Raw genomic sequence first — 23,099 nt, 5'->3', positions numbered from 1 at the left:
GACCTGACCGTCGTGCGCGGGCCCGAGCTGCAATGGCTGTCGCCGCGGCCCATCACCGAGAGGCTGAGGGTGGCCACCAGCGCCCACACGGCCTGGCGGGCCGGGGAGCGCCGCAACCGCCTGCAACTGACCACCGACCTCGACCTGCCCGCCGGTCTCAATCCGCGCACCCGTGCCTGGGCCGAGCTGCTGGCCGGCGAGGCGCGCTTTGCCACGCTGGGGCCAGGCCCGCGTGCCGAAGCTCTGGCCGCAGCCCTTCTTGAGCACATACGCAGCCAGGATTTCACCTACACGCTGACCCCCGGCCGCTATGGCGAGACCTCGCCCGACGTCATCGACGAGTTCTGGCTGGACCGGCGACTGGGCTTCTGCGAGCACTTCGCCTCCGCCTTCGTCGTCGTCATGCGCGCCATGGGCGTGCCGGCGCGCATCGTCACCGGCTTCCAGGGTTGGGACGCCGAACCCCAGGACGGCTATCAGGTCGTGCGCAACGCCAATGCCCATGCGTGGGCCGAGTTCTGGGTCGAAGGCCGCGGCTGGGTGCGCAGCGACCCGACCGCCGCCGTGGCGCCCAACCGCGTCACCCAGGGCCTGGCGCTGCGGCCGCAGCCCGGCGTGCTGGGCCAGTTCAACCCGACGCTGTGGCGGGCCATGCGCAATGGCTGGGAGACCGTCAACAACCGCTGGCAGCAACTGGTGCTGAATTATTCGCGCGACAACCAGTTCGACCTGCTCAAGCGCCTGGGCTTCAGCCAACCCGACTGGACGGCGCTGGGCCAGGCCCTGGCCGGCGTCATCCTCGTGCTGGCCGTGGCAGGCGCCGCCTGGATACGCTGGAGCAGCCGGCCGCACGACGCCTGGAGCCGCCAGCGGGCGCGCATAGCCGCCCTGCTGACCCGTGCGGGCGTGAGCATCCCCGCCCACGAGAGTCCGGCCGCCTGGGCGCGCGCGCTGCGCCGCCAGCATGGCCAGAAGGCCGAGCCGGCCGCGCAGTGGCTGGAGAAGCTGGAGCGCTCGCGCTACGCCCCTGACGCATCGGCGCCCGCCTGGGGCGAGTTCCGCGCCGCGGCCCGTATGCTGCAGCCGTGAATTTCCGATACCTCCCCCTGCTGGCCGGCCTGCTGCTGGCTTGTGCCGTCCACGCCAAACCCCGCCACGCCAAGCCGGCGCCGCCTCCTGAACCGCTGGGCAACCGCCCCGCCCTCGTCGCCTTTGCCGACGAGCTTGCGGCATCGCAAAGCTGGGACGCCACCGCGCTGCGCGAGCAGCTCAGCCAGGCGCTGGACCTGCCGCGCGTGCGGCAGCTCATCCTGCCGGCGGCCGTCGGCACAGCCAAGAACTGGACGGCCTACCGCGACCGCTTCATCGAGCCCAGGCGCCTGGACGCCGGCGTGGCTTTCTGGGCCGAGCACGAGGCCGCGCTGGCGCGAGCGGAGAGCACCTATGGCGTGCCGGCCGAGGTCGTCGTCGGCATCATTGGCGTCGAGACCTTCTATGGCCGCATCACCGGGGGCTTCAAGGTGCTGGACGCGCTGGCGACGCTGGCCTTCGACTTTCCCACCGAGCACCCGCGCGCCGCCGAACGCCAGGCCTTCTTCCGCAGTGAACTGGCCGAGTTCCTCAAGCTCTGTCGCGAGAACGGCCTGGACGCCGGCGAGGTGCGCGGCAGCTATGCCGGGGCCCTGGGCTGGCCGCAATTCATGCCCGGCAGCTGGCGCCAGCATGCGGTGGATTTCGACGGCGATGGCCGCATCGACCTGATCGCCAGCCCGGTGGACGCCATCGGCAGCGTGGCCCACTACCTGTCCGAGTACGGCTGGAAGCCCGGCGAGGCGACGCACTACAGCGTCAAACTGCCCGCTGACCGCCGCGAGCGGGCGCGCCTGCTGGCGCCGGACATCAAGCCCAGCTTCACCGCCACCGACCTCAGCGCCGCCGGCGCCTTGCCCTCCAAGGCCGCACTCGACCACGATGGCCCCATGGCCGTCATCGAGCTGCAGAACGGGCCGAAGAAGCCGACCACCGTGCTGCTGGGCACGCAGAATTTCTGGACGGTCACGCGCTACAACTGGTCGGCCTATTACGCGCTGGCCGTCATCGAGCTCGGCCAGGCCGTGGCCCGGGCGCGCCAAGCCTCCAAAGCTCAGTAGGGGTTGGGCATCAACACGCCCGTCTCCACCGAGATGAAATACGGCGACACGGTCGGCCAAGTGGCCAGGTTGTATTGCCCGCCGGCCGTGCGTTTCTCGACCTGCAGGCTGCGGAAGGTCAGCGGCTTCCTGGCCTGCACCGTCGTCGGCGCCAGCGTCGGCTTGAGAAAGTAGGCGCGACCGGTGCGGCCGCCCAGGCCGTCGTCATTGCCCATGACGGTGGCGATATCGCCGTCGACAACGACGGCCGTCTGCTCATCCACGCCGATGCCGCGCAGCGTCTGCCAGCCGGCCCAGCCGTCAGCCGACAGGCGAGCCAGGAAGGTGACAAGGCGGCCCATGCGGTCGCGAGCGACGAGGTGGGCGTCGGTGATGACGTTCGCCATCAGCGGCAGCGCATTCAGGAAGCTGCGGTCCAGCGTGACGCCGCGGTCATAGGGGTTGGCCATGGCGGTGGCCGACGACACCGACTGGTTGGCGCCCGAGTAGTCGAACTGCCCGAGCACGGCCAAGCCGGCGCTGGTGCCGCCAAAGGGCACCTTGCGCGCCACCGCTGCCTTCATCGCGGCCTCCAGCGGTGTGCCAGCCCACTGGGCGATATAGGTGGACTGGTCGCCACCGGCGATGAACAGCACGTCGGCGCGAGCGACCAGGTCCAGCACCTCGGGCGCGCTGGCGCCGGCCCGTGTCTTGAGCACAATGGACTCGACCGAGTCGACGCCGTCCATGGCCATCAGATAGGCGTTGTAGCCGTCGGCGCCCGAGGTGCGCAGAATGACAACGTCGACCTTGGCCGCCGTACCGCCACGCGCCTTGGCGATCATGGCGCGGAAGGCGTCGTCGACGTCGAGGCCACCGCCCATCAGCACGAGCTGGTTGCTCGCTGGCTGGGGAGGCAGCGCATCGGCGGCGCTGCCGCTGCGGTAGAGGTCGTAGTCCTTGTTGCCGGCCGTGGCCTTGGCGCCGCTGCCGGCACTGCCACCGCCCGCTGCGGCGGCCAGGCTCACGCAGAGCAGGCCCAACGAGACGATGCGACGGGCCCAGATATCCAAGCGCTTCATGTGATTTTCCCAGGTGATGGCTGGGCGAGTGTGGCAGCCCCGGCGTCAGAAGGCCAGCTCGGCCTCGGCCGTTGGCGCCTCTTCAACCAGAGGGCCGTCCAGGCCCGAAATGACCGGACTGCGGTCCAACCAATAGCGCTGGCGAAGCTCGCGCTCGCAGCTCGACTCGAGCGTCGCGCTCTGCCAGCGCCAGGCGCCGCAGGCCGGGCTGGCAACGACGGCGATGCCCGCGGCCTGGTAGCGCGCCAGCACCGGCGGCGCGGGATGGCCAAAGCGGCTGCGGTAGCCGGCCTGCACGACACCGACGCTCGGCGCAACGGCGGCCAACAGCTCGGCGCTGGATGAGGTCTTGCTGCCGTGGTGTGGTACGAGCAGCACCTCGGCATGCAGATCAGCCTCGCGCTTCACGAGCTGCCGCTCCTGCTCGGCCTCCAGGTCGCCCGCCAGCAGCACGCGTCGGCCCGAAGCCGCCGTGATGCGCAATACGCAAGACAGGTCGTTAGACCGGAAGCCGCCCCCGTAATGGGCCAGCGTGGGGTGCAGTACGTCAAAGCGCACGCCGTCCCAGGTCCAGGTCTGGCCGGCTTCGCAGCGCTGTACGGGCAGCCCGACGCCGAGCAGCGGATGGCCCGGCTCCAGCGAGCTGCGCAGCTCTCCCACCGAGAGCGCCTGCATCAAAGTCGCCGCGCCGCCGACGTGGTCACCATCGCGGTGGCTGAGCATCAGCATGTCCAACCGGTGCACGCCCAGGCGACGCAGCAGTGGCAGCAGCACCCGCTCGCCAGCGTCCGAGCCCGGCGCATAAACCGGGCCGGTGTCGAAAAGCAGCGCATGGCCACGGGTACGGACCAGCACCGCGTTGCCCTGGCCGATGTCCGGCGCCAGCAGTTCGAACTCGCCGTCAGGTGGGCGCGGCACGGCCGGCCACAGCAGCGGCAGCGTCATCAGCAGACCTGCAGCGCGCAACCGCCAGGGCAGTCTCAGTGCGATCAGCACGGCGCCCAGCAATGCCAGTGCCTGTGACCACAGTGGCGCCGCCGGCAGCCACCACACCGCCGCTGGCCAGGCGATCAGCAGCTTGAGCCAGGCCATCAAGGCCTGCATCAGCACGGCGGCCAGTGCCCACAGCGGCGTGAACAGGCCGCCCAGCAAAGCCAGCGGCGTGATGACGAAGCTGATCAGCGGGATGGCAACGAGGTTGGCCAGCAGGCCGACGACGGAGAGCTGCGCAAAGCAGATCAGGCTCAGCGGCGCGAGGCCGATGGTCGCGATGGCCTGGGTGCGCAGCGCCGCCTTGCATCTGGCGCGCCAGCCGTCTGCGTGCTCGCCGCCGGCCGCCATCAACAGGCCCACGGCGCCGAAGGACAGCCAGAAGCCCGGCTGCATCAGCGCCCAGGGGTCGGCTGCCGTGACGATGACGGCGGCCGCCAGCAGCATCAGCGGCCAGGGCCAGCGCAGGCCAAGGCTGCGCAGAGCGGCGACGGCGGCCAGCATGATGACGGTGCGCTGCGCCGGCACGCCCCAGCCCGAGAACAGCGCATAGACGAAGGCCACCGCCACGCCCAGCCAACGTGCCGCCGTGGGCGCGGGCATGCGCAGGCAGAGCCAGCGGCTGCGGCGCCACAGCGGCGCGACGAGTGCAGAGGCCAGCCAACCGAGCAGGACGACGTGACTTCCTGAGACCGACAGGAGATGACTCACCCCGGTATCGCGAAACAGATTCCAGTCGCTGTGGGTAATGGCGTTCTGGTCGCCCAGGCTCAGCGCCGCCAGCACGCCGGCCATACCAGGGTCGGCCACGCGTTCGCGGATGGCGGTGCGCAGGCGCTGGCGCGCGGCGTCCAGCGACCACCAGGGCGCCGCCTGCAATCGCTCGGCCGTGCGCACGACGCCACTGGCACGCAGGCCTTGCTCGAACAGCCACAGCTCGACATCGAAACCGCCCGGATTGGCCAGGCCATGGGCGCGCTTGAGGCGGGCGGTAAAGCGCCAGCGCTCGCCCGCAGTGATGGGCGCTGAGTCATAGGCCAACAGCATCAAACGTCGCGGCACTTCGGGCGGCAGCGCTGTGCCCGTTGCGCCGACCGAGTCCACGGCAAATTCAAAGCGCCAACCCGGCGCGCCCCCCTGGCCGGTGACGGCGATGGGCAGCGAATCGATGCGGCCGCCCAGCACCAGATCGCGGCCTTCCCAGGCCGGATGCAGCTCGGGCTTCATGCGCAGCTCGGCGCGCAACCCGGCCTGTGTGAATGCGAGCACCGCGACCGCTGCGGCCAAGGCCAGCCAATGGCGACGGTGCAGCAGCAGGAACAGCAAGAACGCCAAGACCAGCAGCGCATATTCGGCCGCCATCGGCAGTCGCTCGCAGCATTGCAGCAGGGCCAGGCCGGCCAGCCAGGCCACGCCCGTTGCCACCAGTTCGCGCACGCCCCACGGCCGCTGAGCCAATGCCCCTCCCCTGTCCCGCCTTATTGGGACGCGGGGTGTAGCATGCCGCGGTTTTTCGCTTGCGCCACCGCGCTACTACGCATGAGCTCTTCTGCCATCCAAGCCAAGCTCGCCGAACTCGGCATCACCCTGCCGCCGCTGGCCATTCCCGCCGCCGCCTACCTGCCCTTCACACGCACCGGCAACCTGCTGTTCCTGTCGGGCCATATCGCCAAAAAGGACGGCAAGCCCTGGATGGGCCAGCTCGGCAAGGATGTCGACACCGCCACCGGCCAGGCGGCCGCACGCGCCGTCGCCATCGACCTGCTCGGCACGCTGCAGGCCGCCACCGGTGACCTGGGCAAGATCGTGCGCATCGTCAAGGTCATGAGCCTCGTGAACAGCACGCCCGACTTCACCGAGCAGCACCTCGTCACCAACGGCTGCTCCGAGCTGTTCGCCGCGGTGCTGGGCGAAGCTGGCAAGCATGCCCGCAGCGCCTTCGGCGTGGCCCAGATCCCGCTTGGCGCCTGCGTCGAGATCGAGCTGATCGCGGAAGTTCAGGACTGATGTTCACCACCCCTTCCAAGCTGCCGGCCCGTGCGCTGGCCGGCATGGCCGTGGCGAGCTTTGGCGCCGTCGGCATCGCCTTGATCGCCCAGCACCAGTTCGGCGTCAAGCCCTGCCCGTGGTGCGTGCTGCAACGCGCCATCTTCCTGGTGATCGGCGCTGTGTCGCTGCTGGGCTGGCTGGTGAGCGCCAAGCGCGCGCTGCGTCAGACGGCCCTCGTGGTCGTGCTGATGCTGTGCGCCGCGGGCCTCACGGCGGCCGTCTTCCAGCATGAGGTGGCCTCGCAGAGCGCCACCTGCGCGATGGGCCTGGCGGACAAGATCGTCACGGCGCTCGGGCTCGAGGAGTTGTGGCCCTCGGTCTTCATGATCACGGCCAACTGCGTGGAGGCCGCGGCCTATCGCCTCATCGGCCTGCCCTACGAGGTCTGGAGCGGCCTGCTGTTCGCCGCGCTGGCCGCCCTGGGCCTGATCGTCCTGAACCAGCGCCGCTAAGTCAGCGCGGGCAGGCCGGCGAGCAGCTTGTCCAGCGTCAGCGGGTAGTCGCGCACCCGCACGCCGGTGGCGTTGTAGACGGCGTTGGCCACCGCAGCGGCCGCGCCGCAGATGCCCAGCTCGCCCACGCCCTTGGCCTTCATCGGCGACGAGATCGGGTCGGTCTCGTCCAGGAAGATGACGTCCTGGTGCGGGATGTCGGCATGCACCGGCACCTCGTAGCCGGCCAGGTCGTGGTTGACGAAGAAGCCGCGGCGGTGGTCCACCTTCAGGTCTTCCATCAATGCCGCACCCACACCCATGGTCATGGCGCCGATGACCTGGCTCCGCGCCGAGGTGGGGTTCAGGATGCGCCCCGCCGCGCACACGGCCAGCATGCGGCGCACGCGCACTTCGCCGGTGACCGCGTCCACCGCCACTTCCGCGAAATGCCCGCCAAAAGTGGACTGCTGGTAGCGCTTGTCGAGGTCGCCGTATTCAATGCCGTCCTCGGCCACCAGGCCGGCGAATGACTTCAACGGCGCGGTCTTGCCGCCACCACGCACCTCGCCGCCAACGAACTCCGCGTCGGCCATGCCCGCCTTCTGGGCCACCATGCCGCGCAGCTTCATGCAGGCCGCATAGACGCCCGCCGTCGAGTTGTTGCCGCCCCACTGGCCGCCCGAACCGCAGGACACGGGGAAGGCCGAATCGCCCAGGCGCACGACGACCTTGTCGAGGGTCACACCCATGGTCTCGGCCGCCGTCTGCGCAATGATGGTGTAGCTGCCAGTGCCGATGTCAGTCATATCGGTTTCGACGATGACGCGCTCACCCTCCAGGCGCACGCGGGCCTTGGACTTCATCAAGAGGTTGTTGCGAAAGGCCACCGCCATACCGAGGCCAATGAGCCACCCGCCCTCGCGCTCCTGCGCCGGTCTGGCATTGCGCCGGTTCCAGCCGAAGCGCTCGGCGCCCTGCTTCAAGCACTCCACCAAGCGGCGCTGCGAGAAGGGGCGCTGCGGCTTCTCGGGGTCGACCTGGGTGTCGTTGCGTACGCGGAACTCGATCGGGTCCAGACCGAGCTTTTCGGCCATCTCGTCCATCGCGATCTCCAGCGCCATCAGGCCCGGCGCCTCGCCCGGCGCGCGCATGGCATTGCCCTCGGGCAGGTCCAGCACGGCCAGGTGCATGGCCGTGTGGCGGTGCTCGCCTGCGTAGAGCAGCCGCGTCTGCGCCGTGGCGGTCTCGGGGCCGCCGCCGGGCAGGTTGCCGGACCAGCTCTCGTGCGAAATCGCCTGGATACGACCGTCCTTGTTGGCGCCGATACGGATGCGCTGGATGGTTGCGGGCCGGTGCGTGGTGTTGTTGAACATCAACGGCCGCGTCAGCGCGATCTTGACGGGCCGGCCGGTGGCCTTGGCGCCCAGGGCCGCGAGCACGACGTCGGCGCGCAGGAAGAGCTTGCCGCCAAAGCCGCCGCCGACGAAGGGCGAACGCACGCGCACGTCCTGCTTGGGAATGCCCAGCGTCTTGGCGAGGTCGCCGACGGCCCAGTCGATCATCTGGTTGGACGTCCACACCGACAGCTTCTTGCCCTCCCACCAGGCGATGGTGGCATGCGGCTCCATCATGGCGTGGGCCTGGTCGGGCGTCGTGTAGCTGGCGTCCAGCTGCACCGGCGCCTTGGCGACGCCGGCCTCGAAGTCGCCATGCCTGGTCTCGGCCTCGCCACCGAAGCCATCGCTCTTGGCCACCGGCGCATGAGGCTTCTCGGCGGCCAGGTCGAAGCGGCCCTTGGCGGCCTCGTAGCGGATGTCGATCAACGCCGCCGCGGCGCGCGCCTGCTCGAAGCTTTCGGCCACGACGACGGCCAGGGCCTGGTGGTAATGGTCGATCTGCGGGCCACCGAGCAGCTTGGCGGTGTTCATGCTGCCCTTGCCGAGCTTGCCGGCGTTCTGGGCCGTGACGATGGCCAGCACGCCGGGTGCCGCGCGGGCGGCGCGCAGGTCCATGGCGGCCACGCGGCCCTTGGCGATGCCGGCACCCACGACATAGCCGACGGCCGGCGCTTGCTTCAGGTCGTGGTGTTCGTAGGCATAGGGCGCGGTCCCCGTCGTCTTCAACGGGCCGTCAATGCGCGGCGTGGGGCGGCCAACGATGCGGCCCTGGTCGATGGGATTGGTGGTGGCGGGCTGGTCGAATCTCATCATGCGCTCCGTGTCGGCTGCAAGGTGTCGACCAGCAAGCGTTCGGCCAGCTTGAGCTTGAAGGCGTTGTCCTGCTGAGGCGCAGCGCCCTTGAAGGCCTGGCCGAAGATTGTGTGCGCGCCGCGCGAAAGCTGGCCTTCGGCCGCCTCCACACGCCAGGGTCTGGGCGCCACGCCGCCGAAGGCCAGGCGCGCGCTGCCATCACGCTGCACGATGGCGGCCAGCGACACGAGGGCGAAGGCATAGGACGCCCGGTCGCGCACCTTGCGGTAGACCTGGGTGCCGCCCGCGGGTGGCGGCAGCAGCACCGAGGTGATCAGCTCGCCGTGGGCCAGCGCGTGCTCGACGTGGGGCGTGTCGCCGGGCAGCTTGTGAAAGTCGGCGATGGGGATGCGGCGCACCTGGCCATCGGGTTTGACCGTCTCGACCTGCGCATCCAGCACGCGCATGGCGACGGCCATGTCGCTCGGGTGGCTGGCGATACAGGCTTGGCTCGTGCCGATGATGGCCAGCGAGCGCGCCACGCCSCCGATGGCGCTGCAGCCGCTGCCSGGCTGGCGCTTGTTGCAGGGCTGGGCGGTATCGTAGAAATAGGGGCAGCGGGTGCGCTGCAGCAGGTTACCCGCCGTCGTCGCCCGGTTGCGCAATTGGCCCGAGGCACCGGCGAGCAAGGCGCGCGAAAGCACGGCGTAGTCCTGGCGCACGCGGGCGTCGCTGGCGAGGTCGGCATTGCGCACCAGGGCGCCGATACGCAGGCCGCCGCCGTCCGCCGGCTCGATGCGGTCCAGGCCCAGGGCGTTGACATCGACGACGTGGCCCGGCGCTTCGATCTGCAGCTTCATCAGGTCCAGCAGATTGGTGCCGCCGGCGATGAACTTGGCGTCGGGCCGGCCCGCCACCGCCGCGGCGGCTTCGGCCGGCGTGCGCGCACGCTCGAAAGTGAAGGCTTTCATGCGGCCTCCTTGGCAACGCTGGTGATCGCCTCGGCGATGTTGGAGTAGGCGCCACAGCGGCAGAGGTTGCCGCTCATGCGCTCGCGCAACTCGTCGGCGCTCAGCAACGGCTTGGCGGTCAGGCCGGTCGTCACGTGGCTGGGCACGCCGCGCTTGAGCTCGTCCAGCATGCCGGCGGCCGAACAGATCTGGCCCGGCGTGCAGTAGCCGCACTGGTAGCCATCATGCGCGACGAAGGCGGCCTGCAGCGGATGCAGCTGCTGCGGCGTGCCCAGGCCCTCGATGGTGGTGACCTTGGCGCCCGGCGCCATGACGGCCAGCATCAGGCAGCTGTTGATGCGCCGGCCGTCCAGCAGCACCGTGCAGGCGCCGCACTGGCCGTGGTCGCAGCCCTTTTTGGTGCCAGTCAGGTGGAGGTGCTCGCGCAGCAGGTCGAGCAGCGTTGTGCGCGTGTCGACATCGACGCTGTGGGACTGGCCGTTGACCTCCAGGGTCACGCGTCCCGTCGTTCCATTGGACATGGCCGGCTCCCGTTCAGCGGCCTCAACGGCTGAGGCGGCTGCCGTGCCGGCGCCCGCAATCAAGACGTCCCGGCGTGAAAGACAACATCCTTGCACTTCGTCCATCGCTGACCCCGCGGCTCACAACCTAACCAGCCTAGTGGGCGGCTAGCGGGCAGCGGTGTCAGACAAGATGCCGCGCGGCGGCAGGACGACTTACTCGCCACGGACGACGCCCTCGCGGCGCGGGTCGGCGCCGCCGACCCAACCTTCCTTGACCCGCACCAGCACCTGCAGGCCGCTGGTCAGGTCGGTCTCGACTACTTGCTGGCCACGACCGCGCAGGTCGGCCAGTTGCTCGGTCGTCAGCGCGCCACGCTCGACGATGAGCTGGCCCGAGTTGAAATGGCCGAAGTTGGGCAGGTCCACCGCCTGCTGGGGCGGTAGGCCCCAGGCCAGGGCGCCGGTGATGGCCTTGGCGACGTAATGAATGATGACCGGACCGCCGGGCGAACCGGCCACCATGATGAGCTTGCCGTCGCGGTCGAAAACCAAGGTCGGCGCCATGCTGGAACGCGGCCGCTTGCCGGCCTCGACGCGGTTGGCCACCGGCTTGCCGTCGGCGCCCACCGGGTTCAGCGAGAAGTCCGTCAGCGTGTTGTTCAACATGAAGCCGCCGGCCAGGCCCGTGCCACCGTCACTCATGACGCGGCTGCCGAAGGCGGATTCGACGCTGGTCGTCATCGCCACCGCATGGCCTTCGGCATCGACGACGCTGACTTGGCTGGTGCCGGCCTCGAGTTGCTCGGCCTGGGGCGCCAGGGCCTGCTTGATGGCCGCGGGTTGGCCCGCCGTGGCCACGCCCATGGCCTTGGGGCCGATCAGCGCACCGCGCTGCTTCAGATATACCGGCGCAAGCAGGTTCTGCCAGTCACCGCCCGGCGCGGCGACATAGGCCGGATCGCCGATGAACTGGGCACGGTCGGCAAAGGCCAGCTTGGCGGATTCGGCGTAGGCATGCATCCAGTCCGCCGTGACGCCTTGGGCCGCCACTGCCGCATGTTGGGTGTCAAGGAGGCCGAGGATTTGCATCAGCGTCAGATGGCCCGAGGTGGGCGGGCCGAAGCCGCAGATGCGGTAGACGCGCCAGTCATTGCACAGCGGCGGGCGGGCCAAGGCCTTGTAGCCCGCCAGGTCGGCCGCGCTCAGCAGGCCCGGGCGGGCATGGCCTTTCACGCGGCGCACGATGTCCTCGGCGACGGCGCCCTCGTAGAAGGCCTTGGGGCCTTTGATGGCAATGCCGCGCAGCACGGCGGCATAGGCGGGGTTCTTCAGCACGGTGCCGACCGGCTTGGGAGCGCCGGTCGCATCGAAAAAGTACGACCCGGCCTGCGGATCGTTTCGCAACTGCGCCTCGGCCGAGGCCAGCTCGAACAACCGCGGACTGATCGCGAAGCCCTGCTCGGCCAGGCGGATGGCCGGCTCGAACAGCCTGGCCCAGGGCAGCTTGCCGTGCTGGCGGTGCGCCTCGGCCAGCATGGCCAGCACGCCCGGCACGCCAGTGGACAGGCCGCTCATGATGGCCTCGCGCATGGGCAGGGGCTTGCCGTCGGCCTTCAGGAAGAGCTCGGGCGTGGCAGTGGCCGGCGCGGACTCGCGGCCGTCCAGGGTCTGCACCTGGCTGCCGTCCCAATGCATCAGGAAGGCGCCGCCCGCAATGCCGCTGGACTGGGGCTCGACAAGGCCGAGCACGGCCTGCACGGCCACGGTCGCGTCGACGGCCGAGCCCCCGGCCCTCAGCATCTCGATGCCCGCGTCCACAGCCAGCGGGTTGGCCGCCGTCACCGCGAAGCGCTTGGCCGGCGCTGTCAGGCCGCCTTGCTTGGCGGTGCGGCTGGTGGCGGCCTCGGGTTGGTCGAGGGCATGGGCCGGGGCCAGCAGGCTGGCCAGGAGAAGAGGCGTCAGGAGGCGGAGCATGGGGCCATCTTAGGCACGCCCCCGAACTCAGAAATAAGCCATATCCCGCTGGCTGTAGTTGACGATCTGCGGCAGCACGCGCGGCAGGTCGCCGGCGCCGACGCCCATCCAGGTGGCCAGCGTCGCGCCGAGCTGATCCACACCCGTGGTCGGCAGCAACCGGCCCTGGCCGACGTCGTCGGGGCCGTTGATGCTGACCGAGGGCAGCGTGCCCCAGTATTTGCCGCCCTGCACCGCCCCGCCGAGCACGAAATGGTGGCTGCCCCAACCATGGTCGGAGCCGTCGCCATTGCTGGTCAGCGAGCGGCCGAAATCGCTGGCCGTGAAGGTGGTGACCTGGCTGGCCACACCCAGCTCGACCGTGGCCGCGTAGAAGCTGGCCAGCGCGTCGTTGACAGCGGTCAGCAGCCCCGGGTGCTCGTCGAGCAGGAAATCGTGGGTGTCGAAGCCGCCCAGTGACACGAAGAAGACCTGGCGCGTCGCACCCAGGGCCTGGCGAGCGCCGATGAGCTTGGCCACCATCAGCAGCTGGGCGGACAGGCCGCTGGCCGTGTCGAAAGGCGTCTGCAGCGCCGGCACACCGGCCAGGCCGGCGGTGACGACGCCCTGGGCGCTGACGGAACGCGCGACGACCTTGTTCAGTTCGGCCTCCATCCAGTGCGTGCGATCGGCGGTGATGAGACCGCGCAGCGCATCGGCGCAGGCCTGGGAGCCGTACAGCGGCTTCAAAATGCCGTTGATGGGCACGGCGCCGCTGGTGGACACCTGGTATTGCACGGCCTGCTTGCCGGCCATGAAGACGGCATTGCCCGCGGCATTGATGCAGGTGAAGGTGGCCGTGCCGTTGCCGCCCAGGAAGAGGTCGCCCATGCGGCCACCCCAGCCCGAGGTGGCGCCCTCGGGCGAGCTGCTCTGCCAGACGGACTGCTGGTCGTTGTGCGAAAACAGCTTGGGCGGCAGCGGCACGTTCTTGGCGTTGTACTGGGCCAGCGTGGTCGGCTGGATCAGGGTGCCGACATTGAGCTGGATGCCGAGACGCCCGCTGTCCCACAGGCCCTTGAGCTTGCCGAGCTGGGGCGCCAGGGCCATCTGACGGCCGCCGACGTTCAGTGCAAGGGCCGTCGCGGCCAGTTGCTCGCGCGGCGTGGCCAGAGTCTGGCGGATGCCGGCATAGGCGTTGTAGCTGGCCTGGTCGTACGGGACCAGGGTGTTGCCGTGGTCGTTGCCGCCGTACAGGAAAACGCAGACCAGGGCCTTGTAGTCGCCAGGCGCTGTAGCCGCGGCGGCTTCGCCCAGTGCGGCGAGGTTCAGCGCCCAGGGCGCGGCGCTGCCCGCGATGCCCAGGGCGCCGGCGCGGCGCAGGAACTCGCGGCGCTGCAGTTCGGGGAGTCGGTTGAGCTTCATGGACGGCCCCTCACTTCTGGATTTGATATTCAGGGCAGGCCATCAGCATCAGGATGGCGGCCTGCACGCGGTTGGCCTTGCCGGTGTCGCTGGCGGCGGAGATGGTGGCCACGGCGGTCGCGATGGTGGCTTGCGTCGTCGTCGAGATGTCACCGCCGCCCAGGCGCAGCGCGAGGCTGGCAACCAGGCCCGGCGCGTCGCCGGCCAGCGCCAGTTCGGCCGCGTAGCCGGGCTTCACATCGTTGATGCCGTCGGCAATGGCCTTCTGCATGTAGTTGATGTAGCCGGCCACCGTGCTCTCGTTGCAGAGCTGGAACTCAGGCGCCGTGACGTCGTTCGTACCCAGCTGCGAGTTGGGCGGCACATAGCCGGGGCGGAAGAAGTTGAAGACCGAGGGGCTGCGCAGCGGGCTCTGGCCCAGGCGCGTGCCCGAGTCGCTCGTGTTGCCGATGTTCCACAGGCCATTGGGTGAGGTGGCGCCAAAGCTGCGCCCCCACTGGATGAAGCGCTGCAACGGTTCGCGCAGCTTGCCGGCACCCGGAGCGGCGGATGCGGTGCGCGCTTCGGTGTCCAGCAGAATGGCCTTGATAGCGGCTTTGAGGTCGCCACGCACGCCGGCGCCGTTATCGGCCCAGACGGCGGCGACGCGGCCGACATAGGCGGGGCTGGGGTCGGAGGCCACCAGGCGCTGGATCAGTTGCCGGCCGATGAAGGGGCCGACGTTGGCATGGGCGGCCAGTGTGTCCAGCGCGATCTTCAATGCGGCCGGGCCGTCGGCCGAGGCCGGGATGTCGACGTCCAGCACCTTCTTGGCCCCGGTCGAGAAGCGCGAGGCGATGTTGACCATGGGCTTTTTCATGAAAGCCGGGTCGCTGCCGCTGTAGCTGTCGAAGTCCCAGCCGGTGAAGACACGCGCCAGGTCGGTGATATTGGTCTGGCTGTAGGTTTCGATGGGCTTGCCGCTGCCGTCGAGCTTGAGCGTGCCGTCGGCATTGAGCTGGTAGAGGCCGATGCTGAACAGTTGCATGACCTCGCGGGCGTAGTTTTCGTCGGGGACGCGGCCAGTGTTGGTGTCTTCCTTGAGGTTGCCGCGCGTGGCGAGATACACGCCCATGCCATTGGACAGCGTCACCGCGTTCAGCAGATCGCGGTAGCTGCCAAAGCAGCGCTGCTCCAGCATGTCCACATAGCAGGCGATGGCGAAGCCCCGCCAGGGCATGGGCAGGCCGCTCATGGAGATGACGAAGATCTCGCTCAGGGCCAGCACAACGCGCTGGCGCAGCGAATCGGGCGCGGACAGCAGCTTGCGCCACAGCGTGTTGTCGGCGCCGCCGAAGTCGTTGCGGTGGTCAACGATGGCATAGCCATTGGCCACCATCCAGTCGAAATGGCCATCGCTGATCGGCAGCGCGAACTGCGCGTCCAGCCACGCGGCGTAGCCATTGGCCTTGACGGTGGCGATGTCGGCTGCGCTCGCGGCAAAGCCGGCCTGGGCCAGGAAACGCGCGGCTTCGGCGTCGGTGATGCCGGGTGGCGGCGGGGGTGGGGGTGGAGGTGGAGGTGGCGGCGGAGGCGGTGGAGACGGCGATGGGGTCGGCGCATCGCCTCCCCCTCCTCCACCGCAGGCAGCCAGCAAAGCCGCTGCCGTAGCGGCGGCCGCGATGCCGCCGGGATTCAGGTCTGCACTTGTCTCGAGTGCGGGGGCGATGGTCTCGACTTCAGGCGTCGGTGGTGCGCGCATGGTGGCCTCGCTGTTGTTCGAAGAATGCTCCGCCCAACGCAAACGGGCCAGCTTGCGCCGACCCGTTCAGGCCCATGAACTGGGGATGCGAGGCTTGATTTACCTCAGAGCAACGGAACTCCCGTCTTGCTTTGCGCTTGTTCACGCGTGACGCCCTCGGCCAGCTCGACCAACTTGATGCCGCCGGGCACGACGTCGAAGACGCCGAGGTCCGTGATGATGCGGTCGACGACGCCCACGCCTGTCAGCGGCAGCGTGCAGCTGGGGATGATCTTCATGTCCTCGCTGCCGTCCTTCTTCTTGGCCACATGCTCCATCAGCACGATGACGCGCTTGACGCCGGCGACGAGGTCCATCGCGCCGCCCATGCCCTTGACCATCTTGCCGGGGATCATCCAGTTGGCCAGGTCACCGCTGCCGCTGACCTGCATGGCGCCCAGGATGGACAAGTTGATCTTGCCGGCGCGGATCATCGCGAAGCTGTCGTGGCTGCCGAAGATGCTGCTGCCGGGCAGCGTGGTCACSGTTTGCTTGCCGGCGTTGATSAGGTCGGCGTCGACCTCGTCCTCGGTCGGGAASGGGCCGATGCCCAGCATGCCGTTCTCGCTCTGCAGCCAGACTTCCTTGGTGGCCGGCACATGGTTGGCCACCAGCGTCGGGATGCCGATGCCGAGGTTGACGTAGAAGCCGTCTTCCAGCTCCTGGGCCGCACGCGCGGCCATCTGATCTTGGGTCCAGGCCATCTCAAGCCTCCTTCTTCGGGCTGAGAGTCATCTTCTCGATGCGCTTCTCGGGGTTGGCATTGACAACGATGCGGTGCACATAGATGCCCGGCAGATGCACGTCGTCCGGGTCGATCTCGCCCGTCTCAACGAGGTGCTCGACCTCGACAACCGTCAGCTTGCCGGCCATGGCCGCAGCCGGGTTGAAGTTGCGTGCGGTGCGACGGAACACGAGGTTGCCGCTCTTGTCGGCCTTGTGGGCCTTGACCAGCGCGACGTCGGGCACCAGGGCCTTCTCCAGGATGTAGGTCTCGCCGTCGAACTCGCGCGATTCCTTGCCCTCGGCGATCAGCGTGCCCACGCCGGTGCGCACAAAGAAGGCCGGGATGCCGGCGCCACCAGCGCGCATCTTCTCGGCCAAGGTGCCTTGTGGCGTGAATTCAAGCTCCAGCTCACCGGCCAGGTACTGACGCTCGAACTCCTTGTTCTCGCCCACGTAACTGGAGATCATCTTCTTGATCTGGCGCGTGACGAGCAGCGCGCCGAGGCCAAAGCCGTCGACGCCGGCGTTGTTGGAGATGACCGTCAGGTCCTTGACGCCGCTGTCGCGCAGGGCCGTGATCAACGCCTCGGGGATGCCACACAGGCCGAAGCCGCCGACCGCGAGCATCTGCCCGTCCTTCACGACGCCGCGCAGCGCTTCTTCAGCGCTCGGGTACACCTTGTTCATGCCGTCTCCTGCCTTTCGGGTGAAGCGCGAAGGGTACTATCGCGCGCCTTCCGAAGTCGATTAAGCGAATTCGCCTAAGTGGAACCCGCCGCCCTCGATTACCGCAGCGCCTTCCAGCTCGCCCCGATCGGCCTGGTGCTGTCCGCCCAGCGCCAGATCGTCGACTGCAATGAGCGCGTGCTGCAGATGTTCGCGGCCACGCGCGAGCAGCTCCTGGGCAAAAGCTTTGCCGTCATGTACCCCAGCGCCGTCGAGTTCGAGCGCACCGGCGCGCGCATCGTCGCCAGCCTGGATGCCCAGGGCCACTATGCCGACGACCGCGTCATGCGTCGCCTGGGTAGCGGCGAGCTGTTCTGGTGCCACGTGACCGGCCGCGCGCTGGACCCGGCCGACCCGCATGCCCGCGGCATCTGGAGCTTTGAGGATCTGTCGGCGCGCCGCCAGATCACGGCCGACCTGACGCCGCGCGAACGCGAGATCGCCGCCCTGCTCGTCGAGGGCCAGACCAGCAAGCTCATCGGCCGACGCCTGGGCGTCAGCCCGCGCACGGTGGACATCTACCGCGGCCGGCTGATGAAGAAATACCAGGCGGGCAGCACGCCCGAGCTGATCAACAAACTGCTGTCCGCATGAGCCCAACGAGCCCCAAGAGCCACGGCGCGCCCGAGCTGCCCTACTGCCGCAACTGCCACTTCACGCTGGCCACGCCGCGCCCGGTCTACTGCGGCTATTGCGGCCAGGAGACCGACCTGCATCCGCCCTCGGTGCGCGAGATGTTCACCGAGTACCTGGGGCACTACGTCGCCTTCGACGGGCCGCTGTGGCGCACGCTGTGGGCGCTGGTCTGCCTGCCGGGTCATCTGACCAATGCCTATTTCCACGGTCAGCGGCGCCGCTATGTGCTGCCGCTGCGGGTCTACCTGAGTGCGAGCTTCGTGTTCTTCGTCGGCTGGGCGCTGTTGCCCCAGGGGCCGACCCAGACGGTGGAGGACGAGCCCGCCGTCGTCGCCGAGCGCGGCAAGCCGGTGACTGTGCGCGTCAAGCCCAACATGACGCCGAAGCAGGCCGCCGAGGCGGCTGACGCCATCGCCAAGGGCGCCAGCGCCGCAGAGGGCGGCATCAAGGTCAGCTCCAAGCTCGGCGAATGCGATCTGGCGCGGCCTGAAACCTGCACCAATCGCGAGCGTTGGCTGACCGGTCTGTTCAACAAGGCCGAGTCAATTCCCTTCGAGCAATGGAAGGCCCGCGCACGGGGCCTGGCTCCCTACGCGATGCTGGCCATGCAGCCCATTTTCGCTGCGCTGCTGCTGATGGCGTTTGCAGGCAGCGGACGGCGCTACGCCGAGCATTTCGTGTTCTCGCTGCACAGCCACAGTTTCTGGTTCCTGGCGCTGTTGATCGCGATGGCGGCCAGCCTCGAGGGCTTGATGATGTTCGCCGTCTTCGGCCACGGCCTTGTCGCGATGCGGCGCGTCTATGGCCTGAGCCGTTGGGGCGCGGTCTGGCGCGGGGTCGTGCTCAGCAGCTTCTATTTCGTGTTGCTGGGCAGCGTGGCGCTGACCCTGGCGGGGCTGATCATCGTCACCGCGTGATCAGGTGAATACGCCCTGGCGCAGCCATTTGGTGGCCACCCATTTCTCACCCTCCAGCACCGGCGAGCCGCCATGCAGGGTCTGCGTGGCGGGGTGGGGTCGGTCGTAGCTGAAGAAGACGGCATTGCCCTTGACGGGCGCGACGTCCAGGCCGATGTCCGGGAAGATGGTCGAGCCGCCGGCGGTGGGCGTGTTCAGGTAGATGACCAGCGTGGCGACGCGCTGGCCGCCGCGCTTCAGGATGGCCGGCGTGCTGATGTGGCCGGGGTCGAAGTAGTCGTAATGCGGCTGGTACTCGGCGCCCGGGCGGTAGTGCAGCACCTGCAGGCCCTCACCGTGGTCCAGCGGCCAGCGCAGCAGTGTGGCAACGCGCGCCTCGAGGGTGCGAATCAGTTCGGTCTCGCAGCGCTCGAAGAACATGCCGTCGCTGGTGCGCGCGGCGTTCACCTCGCTGCCCTCGCTGCCGGTGGCCACGGTCTCGGAGCGCGCCAGGCGCTTCTTGGCCAGGGCCATGATGCCGTCGCACTCTTCCTCGGACAGCAGGTCGCCGAAGACGATGACGCGCGGCTGGCGCAGGGCCATCAGCACCTTGACCTGGCGGTCGCCGGCGTTGAGGACAGGCGCGAAGCGGCTCAGGTCGGGCTCGGGCAGACCCACCGTCGCGCCCGGCGGCGGCGTCAGGGTGGCCACCTCCCCCAGGGTGCGCGCCAGCGCCTCGCGGGCTATTGCCTCATCCCAGCCGCTGCCCAGCATCGCAGCCAGGATGCTTTCGGACGCATGGCCGGCGCGGCTCTGCTCAGTGATCCATTCACACAGCTCGGGGGTGATGACTTGTTGGCTCATGACTTGCGGCGGAAGACGAGTCGGTCGGGGGAAGACACCTCAGGGGCAAGACGATAACCGTCCAGGTTGAAGTTTTTCAGCGCCTCAGGTGTTTCGAGGCGCTGCTGGATGGCGTAGCGCGCCATCAGGCCACGGGCGCGCTTGGCGAAGAAGCTGATGATCTTGTACTCGCCGTTCTTCCAGTCCTCGAACTGGCAGTCGACGACCCTGGGCTTGAGCGCCTTGCGGTCGGCGGCACGGAAGTATTCCTGCGAAGCGAGGTTGACGATGACCGGCGCCTTCTCACCCCGGGCCAGCTTGTTCAGGTGCAAGGCCAGGCGGTCGCCCCAATAGTCGTAGAGGCTGGCGCCGTGCTCGCCGGCCAGGCGGGTGCCCATCTCCAGGCGATAGGGCTGCATGCGGTCCAGTGGCCGCAGGATGCCGTAGAGACCTGACAGCATGCGCACATGCACTTGAGCCCAGGCGATGTCGTCGGCGGACAGCGTCTTGGCGTCCAGCCCGTCGTAGACATCGCCGTTGAAGGCCAGCACGGCCGGTTTGCTGTTGTGCTCGGTGAAGCGCGGGCGCCAGGCTTTGTACCGGTCGACATTGAGCTGAGCCAGCGGCTCGGACAGGTCCATCAGCCCGCGCACATCGTCCACGCTCTTGGTGCGCAGGAGGTCGATGAGGCTGGCGGTGTCGTCGAGGAACTGTGGGCGGGTCAGTGCCGGCGCCAGTTCGGGCGGCGTCGGCGTGTCGTAATCGAGGGACTTGGCGGGCGAGAGCAGAAACAGCATGGGCGCGGATTTTGTCTCATGCTTTTCGGCGCTCCAGCACCTCGAAGATCGCCATGCCGGCCAGCATCGCCGCGACGAAGCCGAGCGCCTTGGCATCGCCCAGGCCCAGCACGACCAAGGCCGGGCCGGGACACAGGCCAACCAGGCCCCAGCCGATGCCGAACAACAGGCTGCCACCGACGAGGCGGCGGTCGATGCGCGTTGCATCTGGCAACTGCACGTTGGCCCGGCGTGCCCACGCGAAGGCCGGCAAACCGATCGCGATGGCGCCCGCCATGACAAAGGCCAGCGAGGGGTCCCAAGCGCCTGCCAGGTCCAGAAAGCCCAGCACCTTGCTCGGGGATGCCATGCCAGACACGATCAGCCCCAGCCCGAACAACAGGCCCGCGAACGCGGCGATCAGCACTTTCTTCACAGCAAATGCCTCAGCACGAAGACGGTCGCGAAACCAGCCGCCATGAACGCGACTGTCGCAACCGCAGAGCGCGGCGACAGCCGCGAAAGGCCGCAGACGCCATGACCGCTGGTGCAGCCAGCGCCATATCGCGTGCCGATGCCGACCAGCAGGCCGGCTACCAGCAGCGTGCTCCAAGCGGCGTCGATGCGCGGCCGTGGCAGGCCCGCGAACAGCACAAAGATCCACGGCGACACCAGCAGCCCGGCCAGGAAGGCCACGCGCCAGGCGCGGTCACCGGCTAACGGCCGCAGCAGTCCGCCGACGATGCCGCTGATGCCGGCAATGCGACCCGCTCCCAGCACCAGCACTGCGACGGCCAGGCCGACAAGCAGGCCACCAGCCAGGGCGGGCCACGGTGTGAAGGCAGGCCAGTCCACGGTCATGTGTTCTCCTTCGGGCAGTACTGCGTGTAGAGGGTGCGCAGCAGCGCCAGCAAGCGCGGATCGGCCACGCTGTAGAAAACATTCCGGCCCTCGCGCCGCGTGGCCACCATGCCCTCGCGGCGCAGCACGCCCAGCTGCTGCGACAGCGTCGGTTGGTGGATGTCGAGCAGGGCCTCCAGATCGGCAACGCTGATCTCGCCCTGGGACATCTGGCACAGCAACAACAGGCGCTCGGGATTGCCCAGGGCCTTCAGGGCAGCGACGGCCTCGCCTGCTGCCTGGCGCAGGGTCTGGACATCGAGGGTGGGGGGTCTCGGCATGGCAAACATTATATCAATCGATATAATCATGCCTTCTCCATCGCCGGCCATTCCCCATGACTGTCGCCATCCAGGGCTTCCACGACGCCGTCACCGGAACGGTCAGCTATGTCGTGAGCGATCCGACCACGCGCCAGGCGGCCGTCATCGACCCGGTACTGGACTACGACCTTGCCGCCGGCAGCACCAGCACGCTCAGCGCAGACATGCTGCTCGTGCATCTGCGCGAGCAAGGTCTCACCTTGCAGTGGATCCTCGAGACCCATGTCCACGCCGACCATGTCTCTGCCGCTCGGTACCTGCGCACCCGAGCAGGCGGGCTGATCGCCATCGGCGAGCACACCCGCGAAATGCAAGCCACGCTGGGCCGCCTGCGCGGCTGGCCCTCTGAAGAAGACGGCTTCGACCGCCTGCTGCGCGACGGCGAGTCATTCCGCATCGGCAGCATCGAGGCCACCGCCCTGCTCGTGCCCGGGCACACGCCAGCCGACCTCGCCTACCGCATCGAGGACGCCGTGTTCATCGGCGACACCCTCTTCATGCCCGACGGCGGCAGCGCCCGTGCCGACTTTCCCGGCGGTGACGCCGCCGCGCTCTACCGCTCGATCCGCCGGCTTCTGACCCTGCCGCCCGAGACCCGCCTCTTCGTCTGCCACGACTACCCGGTCGGCCGCCAGGCGCGCTGGGAAACGACAGTGGCCGAGCAGCGCGCCGCCAACATTCACGCGCATGACGGCGTCAGTGAAGCCGAGTTCGTCGCGATGCGCCAGGCGCGCGATGCGACGCTGGCCGCGCCCCGGCTGATGCAGCCGGCCCTGCAGGCCAATATCCGCGCGGGTGGCTAGGCCCTCGCCCGCCCCATCAGCAGCAGCACGACACCCACGAGGACGATGCCCGCGGCCAGCCACTCGTGGCCGCTGATCTGCTCGCCGGCCAGCGTGACGCCAAGCAGCATGGCAATGACGGGGTTGACGAAGGAATAGCTCGACGCCAGGCCCGCCGAGGCCTGCGCCAGCAGCACCATGTAGGCATTGAAGGCGACCAGCGAGCCGAACACGACCAGATAGGCCCAGGCCCACAGCGCTTGTGGCTCGATATGGCCGGGCAAGGTCTCGCCGCTCACCAGGCTCAAGCCCATCAGCAGAAGGCCACCGGCCARCATCTCGCTGGCAAAGCCCATGGCGCCCGGCGCCAGTGGCAGGCTGCGCTGTGACAGCACGCTGCCCACCGCCCAGCTCGCGCAGGCCACGCTGATGGCTACCAGGCCGGCGGGCGATGCGCCAAAGCCCTGGCCCTGCGTCAGCAGCAGCACGCCCACCAGGCCGAGGGCGATGCCCGCCGATTCCAGCCGGGTCGGTTTCTCGCCCCACAGCAGGTTGAGGCCGGCAATCATCAGCGGCATCACGGCAATGAAGGCGACGACGAGGCCCGAGCCCACGGTCTGCTCGGCCGTGGCCGTGCCACCCATGCCGCCGCCCAGCATCAGCCCGCCGATGACGAGGGCATGCAGCCACTGGCGCCGGCTCGGCCATGGCGCGCCGCGCCAGCGCATCCAGCCCGCCAGCAGCACGCCGGCGACGAGAAAACGGCTGCCCATCTGGAAGAAGGGCGGCAGGCTGATCAGCGCGATCTTGATGGCCAGATAGGTCGAGCCCCAGACCAGCCAGGTGGCGGCCAGGCAGAGCAGCAGCAAAGGGCTCAAACCGGGGGCATTCTTGAGGGGCAGCGTCGTCGTGTTCATGGCCGGCATCGTAGAAATTTCGGCTCTTTCATGACATGGGTACTTGAAGGTTGCGCCAGCACTTCGCCT

The 23,099-nt window shown here is 68.8% G+C and carries 23 protein-coding genes; 7 read left to right on the top strand and 16 right to left on the bottom strand.

What is annotated here, in order from left to right; translation table 11 throughout:
* Positions 1-1,089, top strand: a 1,089-nt coding sequence (locus ACXJKJ_RS20235) for a transglutaminase-like domain-containing protein (protein WP_457391870.1), incomplete at its 5' end; no start/stop codon positions are given.
* Positions 1,086-2,150, top strand: a complete 1,065-nt coding sequence (gene mltB / locus ACXJKJ_RS20230; RefSeq protein WP_235531851.1) for a lytic murein transglycosylase B — start codon at positions 1,086-1,088, stop codon at positions 2,148-2,150. The genes ACXJKJ_RS20235 and mltB, both read left to right, overlap by 4 nt.
* On the opposite strand, the gene ACXJKJ_RS20225 is transcribed toward mltB, so the two are convergent.
* Positions 2,144-3,211 (bottom strand): cyanophycinase, encoded by a 1,068-nt coding sequence (locus ACXJKJ_RS20225; protein WP_056193449.1) that lies wholly within the window; start codon positions 3,209-3,211, stop codon positions 2,144-2,146. The genes mltB and ACXJKJ_RS20225 overlap by 7 nt on opposite strands.
* 45 nt (positions 3,212-3,256) lie before the next feature.
* Complete coding sequence (locus ACXJKJ_RS20220) at positions 3,257-5,659, bottom strand: DNA internalization-related competence protein ComEC/Rec2 (RefSeq protein WP_457391868.1); 2,403 nt, start codon at positions 5,657-5,659, stop codon at positions 3,257-3,259.
* A gap of 81 nt (positions 5,660-5,740) precedes the next feature.
* Between ACXJKJ_RS20220 and ACXJKJ_RS20215 the strand changes: the two genes are divergently transcribed.
* Together ACXJKJ_RS20215 and ACXJKJ_RS20210 are read left to right on the top strand one after the other, a co-directional pair.
* Positions 5,741-6,208 carry a RidA family protein gene (locus ACXJKJ_RS20215; protein WP_056193447.1) on the top strand — a complete coding sequence of 156 codons (468 nt, stop codon included), beginning with the start codon at positions 5,741-5,743 and terminating at the stop codon, positions 6,206-6,208.
* On the top strand, positions 6,208-6,702 hold the full coding sequence (locus ACXJKJ_RS20210) for a disulfide bond formation protein B (protein ID WP_056193444.1): 495 nt from the start codon (positions 6,208-6,210) through the stop codon (positions 6,700-6,702). The genes ACXJKJ_RS20215 and ACXJKJ_RS20210 overlap by 1 nt, the downstream gene beginning before the upstream one ends.
* Here ACXJKJ_RS20210 and paoC read toward each other — a convergent pair.
* The 8 genes from paoC to ACXJKJ_RS20170 form a co-directional block, all read right to left on the bottom strand.
* The gene (paoC, locus tag ACXJKJ_RS20205) at positions 6,699-8,891 is read right to left on the bottom strand and encodes an aldehyde oxidoreductase molybdenum-binding subunit PaoC (protein ID WP_457391866.1); all 2,193 of its coding nucleotides are present in this window, start codon (positions 8,889-8,891) and stop codon (positions 6,699-6,701) included. The genes ACXJKJ_RS20210 and paoC overlap by 4 nt on opposite strands.
* The gene (locus tag ACXJKJ_RS20200; protein ID WP_457353214.1) at positions 8,891-9,844 is read right to left on the bottom strand and encodes an FAD binding domain-containing protein; all 954 of its coding nucleotides are present in this window, start codon (positions 9,842-9,844) and stop codon (positions 8,891-8,893) included. Before ACXJKJ_RS20200 ends, paoC begins: the two co-directional genes overlap by 1 nt.
* Positions 9,841-10,470 (bottom strand): aldehyde dehydrogenase iron-sulfur subunit PaoA, encoded by a 630-nt coding sequence (paoA, locus tag ACXJKJ_RS20195; protein WP_457391864.1) that lies wholly within the window; start codon positions 10,468-10,470, stop codon positions 9,841-9,843. Before paoA ends, ACXJKJ_RS20200 begins: the two co-directional genes overlap by 4 nt.
* A gap of 90 nt (positions 10,471-10,560) precedes the next feature.
* Positions 10,561-12,321 (bottom strand): gamma-glutamyltransferase family protein, encoded by a 1,761-nt coding sequence (locus ACXJKJ_RS20190; protein WP_457391862.1) that lies wholly within the window; start codon positions 12,319-12,321, stop codon positions 10,561-10,563.
* A gap of 27 nt (positions 12,322-12,348) precedes the next feature.
* Positions 12,349-13,725 carry a DUF1501 domain-containing protein gene (locus tag ACXJKJ_RS20185; protein WP_457391861.1) on the bottom strand — a complete coding sequence of 459 codons (1,377 nt, stop codon included), beginning with the start codon at positions 13,723-13,725 and terminating at the stop codon, positions 12,349-12,351.
* 10 nt (positions 13,726-13,735) lie between these two features.
* Complete coding sequence (locus ACXJKJ_RS20180) at positions 13,736-15,466, bottom strand: DUF1800 domain-containing protein (RefSeq protein ID WP_457391859.1); 1,731 nt, start codon at positions 15,464-15,466, stop codon at positions 13,736-13,738.
* A 104-nt stretch (positions 15,467-15,570) separates the two neighbouring features.
* Positions 15,571-16,209, bottom strand: a complete 639-nt coding sequence (locus ACXJKJ_RS20175; protein WP_457391858.1) for a 3-oxoacid CoA-transferase subunit B — start codon at positions 16,207-16,209, stop codon at positions 15,571-15,573.
* 1 nt (position 16,210) lies between these two features.
* Complete coding sequence (locus tag ACXJKJ_RS20170) at positions 16,211-16,918, bottom strand: CoA transferase subunit A (RefSeq protein ID WP_457391856.1); 708 nt, start codon at positions 16,916-16,918, stop codon at positions 16,211-16,213.
* A 78-nt stretch (positions 16,919-16,996) separates the two neighbouring features.
* Between ACXJKJ_RS20170 and ACXJKJ_RS20165 the strand changes: the two genes are divergently transcribed.
* Positions 16,997-17,551, top strand: coding sequence for a LuxR C-terminal-related transcriptional regulator (locus ACXJKJ_RS20165; protein WP_056193421.1), 555 nt, complete (start codon positions 16,997-16,999; stop codon positions 17,549-17,551).
* Positions 17,548-18,510, top strand: coding sequence for a DUF3667 domain-containing protein (locus tag ACXJKJ_RS20160; RefSeq protein WP_457391855.1), 963 nt, complete (start codon positions 17,548-17,550; stop codon positions 18,508-18,510). Before ACXJKJ_RS20165 ends, ACXJKJ_RS20160 begins: the two co-directional genes overlap by 4 nt.
* Here the strand turns inward: ACXJKJ_RS20160 and ACXJKJ_RS20155 are convergent, their stop codons facing one another.
* Genes ACXJKJ_RS20155 through ACXJKJ_RS20135 form a run of 5 tightly spaced genes read right to left on the bottom strand, consistent with a single transcriptional unit; the run spans position 18,511 to position 21,289 of the window.
* Positions 18,511-19,353, bottom strand: coding sequence for a 2OG-Fe(II) oxygenase (locus tag ACXJKJ_RS20155; RefSeq protein ID WP_457391853.1), 843 nt, complete (start codon positions 19,351-19,353; stop codon positions 18,511-18,513).
* The gene (yaaA, locus tag ACXJKJ_RS20150; protein WP_457391851.1) at positions 19,350-20,129 is read right to left on the bottom strand and encodes a peroxide stress protein YaaA; all 780 of its coding nucleotides are present in this window, start codon (positions 20,127-20,129) and stop codon (positions 19,350-19,352) included. The genes ACXJKJ_RS20155 and yaaA overlap by 4 nt, the downstream gene beginning before the upstream one ends.
* Before the next feature lie 16 nt (positions 20,130-20,145).
* Complete coding sequence (locus tag ACXJKJ_RS20145) at positions 20,146-20,544, bottom strand: DUF6691 family protein (protein WP_457391849.1); 399 nt, start codon at positions 20,542-20,544, stop codon at positions 20,146-20,148.
* Positions 20,541-20,969: a YeeE/YedE family protein gene (locus ACXJKJ_RS20140; RefSeq protein ID WP_056193411.1), complete on the bottom strand. Its 429-nt coding sequence runs from the start codon at positions 20,967-20,969 to the stop codon at positions 20,541-20,543. The genes ACXJKJ_RS20145 and ACXJKJ_RS20140 overlap by 4 nt, the downstream gene beginning before the upstream one ends.
* Positions 20,966-21,289 carry an ArsR/SmtB family transcription factor gene (locus tag ACXJKJ_RS20135; RefSeq protein ID WP_056193408.1) on the bottom strand — a complete coding sequence of 108 codons (324 nt, stop codon included), beginning with the start codon at positions 21,287-21,289 and terminating at the stop codon, positions 20,966-20,968. The genes ACXJKJ_RS20140 and ACXJKJ_RS20135 overlap by 4 nt, the downstream gene beginning before the upstream one ends.
* Before the next feature lie 56 nt (positions 21,290-21,345).
* Between ACXJKJ_RS20135 and ACXJKJ_RS20130 the strand changes: the two genes are divergently transcribed.
* Positions 21,346-22,134 carry an MBL fold metallo-hydrolase gene (locus ACXJKJ_RS20130; RefSeq protein ID WP_457391847.1) on the top strand — a complete coding sequence of 263 codons (789 nt, stop codon included), beginning with the start codon at positions 21,346-21,348 and terminating at the stop codon, positions 22,132-22,134.
* On the opposite strand, the gene yedA is transcribed toward ACXJKJ_RS20130, so the two are convergent.
* Complete coding sequence (gene yedA, locus ACXJKJ_RS20125; protein WP_056193491.1) at positions 22,131-23,030, bottom strand: drug/metabolite exporter YedA; 900 nt, start codon at positions 23,028-23,030, stop codon at positions 22,131-22,133. The two genes, ACXJKJ_RS20130 and yedA, sit on opposite strands and share 4 nt — an antisense overlap.
* Between the last annotated feature and the right edge of the window lie 69 nt (positions 23,031-23,099).

It is taken from the genome of Roseateles sp. P5_E1 (assembly GCF_054049335.1).
Note: the sequence above shows the minus strand (reverse complement) of the source record. Positions and strands in the feature narration are given on the sequence as shown.